Origin of the sequence: Protofrankia sp. Cr1 (genome assembly GCF_963555865.1) — a bacterium.
GTDB lineage: Bacteria > Actinomycetota > Actinomycetes > Frankiales > Frankiaceae > Protofrankia.
In genome coordinates this window covers 1-3,333 of record NZ_CAUVXO010000564.1, presented here as the reverse complement: position 1 = coordinate 3,333, position 3,333 = coordinate 1, and the positions used below count along the sequence as shown (strand labels likewise).

General features: G+C 70.1%; 2 protein-coding genes and 2 pseudogenes. All 4 read left to right on the top strand.

The window, feature by feature from the left end; translation table 11 throughout:
- Positions 1-1,289 (top strand): annotated as a pseudogene (locus U9980_RS25860) (cell division protein FtsK); the annotation flags it as partial.
- A 411-nt stretch (positions 1,290-1,700) separates the two neighbouring features.
- On the top strand, positions 1,701-2,573 hold the full coding sequence (locus tag U9980_RS25855; protein WP_322770314.1) for a DNA cytosine methyltransferase: 873 nt from the start codon (positions 1,701-1,703) through the stop codon (positions 2,571-2,573).
- A 21-nt stretch (positions 2,574-2,594) separates the two neighbouring features.
- Positions 2,595-2,822 carry a hypothetical protein gene (locus U9980_RS25850; protein WP_322770313.1) on the top strand — a complete coding sequence of 76 codons (228 nt, stop codon included), beginning with the start codon at positions 2,595-2,597 and terminating at the stop codon, positions 2,820-2,822.
- A pseudogene (locus tag U9980_RS25845) lies at positions 2,819-3,333 on the top strand (hypothetical protein); the annotation flags it as partial. The gene U9980_RS25850 and the pseudogene U9980_RS25845, both read left to right, overlap by 4 nt.

Here is a 3,333-nt window from a genome sequence, read left to right as displayed (position 1 = left end):
GGGAACAGCTGGCGTCGGGGCTGCGCCGTCCGTTGGGGTGTGTCTGGCCCGAGGCCGCCCCCGACACCCACGCCGGCCGGCTGGTCCTGTGGGTCGGGGATCAGGACCTGTCCACGGCGCCGGCGGCGCCGTGGCCGCTGGCGCGGCGCGGGCAGACCGACGTGTTCACCCCGGTGCCGTTCGGGTCCGATCCCCGCGGCCGGGCGGTGACGATCGTGCTGCCGGAAAACAACGTGCTGATCGGTTCGCTGCCGGGGGCGGGGAAAACCGCCGCGGTGCGGGTCCTGCTGCTCGGCTGTGCACTCGATCCGACCTGTGAGTTGTGGGTGTTCAACCTGAAAGGCACCGCCGATCTGGATGCCGCCGCGCAGGTCGCCCACCGGTATACGACCGGTATTGATGATGGCAGTGTCGAGGCGGCGCTGGGTGCGTTGCGGGATTTGTACGCCGAGGTGGTCCGCCGGGCGTCGGTCCTGAAAAGCCTCCCGAAGGATGTCTGCCCGGACGGCAAGGTGACCCGACAGATTGCGAACCGGCGGCCGCTGGGCCTGCATCCCCTGGCGGCGATCATCGATGAGTGTCAGAACCTGTTCGCCCATCCCGTCTATGGGAAGGAGGCTGGTGAGTTGGCGATCGCCGTCATCAAACTCGGCCGGGCGCTCGGCATCATGCTGATTCTGGCGACGCAGCGGCCGGACGCCCAGTCGTTGCCGACCGGGGTGTCGTCGAATGTGTCGATCCGGTTTTGTCTGCGGGTCATGGGCCAGGTGGAAAACGATATGATTCTCGGCACGTCGATGTACAAGAACGGTGTGCAGGCGACCACGTTGCGGCCCAATGATAAGGGGATCGGCTATCTGGTCGGTGTCGCCGACGATCCGATTATCGTGCGGTCCGCCTATATCGACACGCCGACCGCGGAACGGATCGCCGCCCGCGCCCGGGCGGCCCGGATCGCCGCGGGGACCCTCGCCGGCCAGGCCGCCGGGGAAACCATTCCCACCCCCACGCCGGCGGTATCCCTGCTGGAGGACATTGTCGCGGTGGTGCCGGCGTCCGAGGTCAAGGTGTGGTCGGAAACGGTGGTCACCCGGTTGGCCGCGCTGCGGCCGGCGGTGTATGCCGGGTGGACCGCGGAACACCTCGCGGTCGCGCTGAAACCGTATGGGATCGATACCGGTCAGATCAACCGGCGTATCGACGGGAAGGTCGTCAACCGGCGGGGCATCGACCGGCGCGACCTGGCCGCTGTGCTGGCGGAACGTGACCGCCAGCGGGGCCGTGGCTAGCCGCCCGGGGTGCTTGCCGTAAGCGGCGTCCCCGCTTACGGCAAGCACCCCCGCTAGCGGCCCTCACCGCCCCTGACCAGGGCGTAAGTACGTAAGCGGCCTCCGGCGTGCATGTCCATAACCCCACGAAAAACGACTGCGGGAGACCCCACACCAGCCGCTGCGGCCCTCCCGGGCGCCACGCCCGTGCCACCACCGTCGGTGCGCATCGCGGCGACGCGACGCACCCCTGGTAGCCGCGTTCAGCAGGCCCCGACCGGCCGTCGCCGACATGCGCCGGATTCCCCGCGCAGAGCCGATAGCCCGGATTTCCCCGGCTATCCCGCACCCTCCTATGCCGATCAGTGCCGCCCGCGTAGGGGTTTCCCGACTACCGCAGATTCTTGTTCCTGCGATGCGATCGGACTGTGTATGTCGATTGTCCTGGACCTCTTCGCCGGCCCCGGCGGCTGGTCGCTCGCCTGCCACCGGCTCGGTTTCCACGACCTAGGAATAGAATGGGACCCTTGGACATGCGCCACCCGCCGAGCCGCCGGCCTCACCACCATCGAAAGCGACGTCGCCGCCATGGACCCGGCCGACTACCGCGATATCGCCGGCCTCATCGCCTCACCGCCGTGTCAGCCCTTCAGCGCCGCGGGGAAACGCCGCGGACTGGCTGACCCACGCGGCCGGCTCGTCTACCAGCCGATGCGATTCGCCCGCCATATCCACCCGCCGTGGATCGCGATGGAAGAGGTACCCACCGTCCTTCCTCTCTGGGAGACATTCGCCGGTTCGCTCCGTCGTGACGGCTATGCCACCTGGACCGGTATTCTGTCCGCAGAAGAATACGGTGTGCCCCAGACCCGGCGGCGGGCGTTTCTCCTCGCCTCCCGGATGCGGGACCATATCCACCCGCCGAAGCCGACCCACACCCGGTACGTACCGGGCCATCCCCGCCATGCACCGCCGTTACAACCGTGGGTCAGTATGGCCGACGTCCTCGGTCGAGGAATGCTCGACCGGCCGGCGTTCACCGTTACCACCCGCGGCAACAGCTGGGGCGGATCATCAACCCGACGCGCCTTACAGCAGGCCCAGCAGAAAGGACGATGGGCCGGATTGGACGGACGGCTCACCGCCGCCGAATTCGGGGTCCTGCAATCGTTTCCGGCGGGTTTTCCCTGGCAGGGCACGCACACCAGGCAGCTGGTCCAGGTTGGTAATGCCGTGCCGCCCGCGCTCGCCGTCGCGGTCCTGTCCGCCGTCGCCCGGGACCAGCCCCGCCAGCAGGCCGCGTAAATGCCCGGAGGGAACCCGCGCATGTCCCGCACCCCCGACGACACCCCACCCACGCCGGCCCGGGACACCCACACGCCGATCAGCGAGGAGCAGCGGGCCGCGATCGAACGGGCCGTGCGCGCACTGCCCCCGCTGACCGACGAGCAGATCAACCGGCTGGTCACCATCATCGCGGTCGCCCGGGAACGCCGCCGCACCCGCGCCGCGGACGGCCGGGACTACGCACCGCCGACCGGTAACACCCCGTGAGCGGGCCGGAGGAGGGCCGCGCCGAAAGGGCGGCCGGCGCGGCCCTGCCGGTGGTGCTGGCCGTCGGGGTGTTCTGCGTCGCGTTCGTCCACGTGCACGACGTCGCTCGGTGGGCGGGACAACCCGCCTGGGCGTCGTGGATGATCGCGGTGTCGGTGGAGTTGATGGCGTTGGCGTCCATCATCGAAATCCGCTACCGACGGCGGATCGGCGTCGGGGTCGGCTGGCCGGTCACCACACTGCTCGTCGGGATCGCCATGTCCGGGGCGGCCAACCTCGCCGCGGCCGGCCCGGACGCGTTGACCGTCCCGCCGGGCCTGTGGGTGCCCGCGATGGCCCTGTGGCCGGTGGCCGCCTTCGGTCTCGTGGCCGGTCTCAAGGCCACCCGGCCGACCCGCACCGCCGGCCGGCCGGCAGACGTCGACCAGCCCGACCTCGCGCGGACCGGTCCCGACCAGCCAACCGGCGAGGAGGAGCAGCCCGACCGGTCGAACAGGTCGGGGCCCTCCGC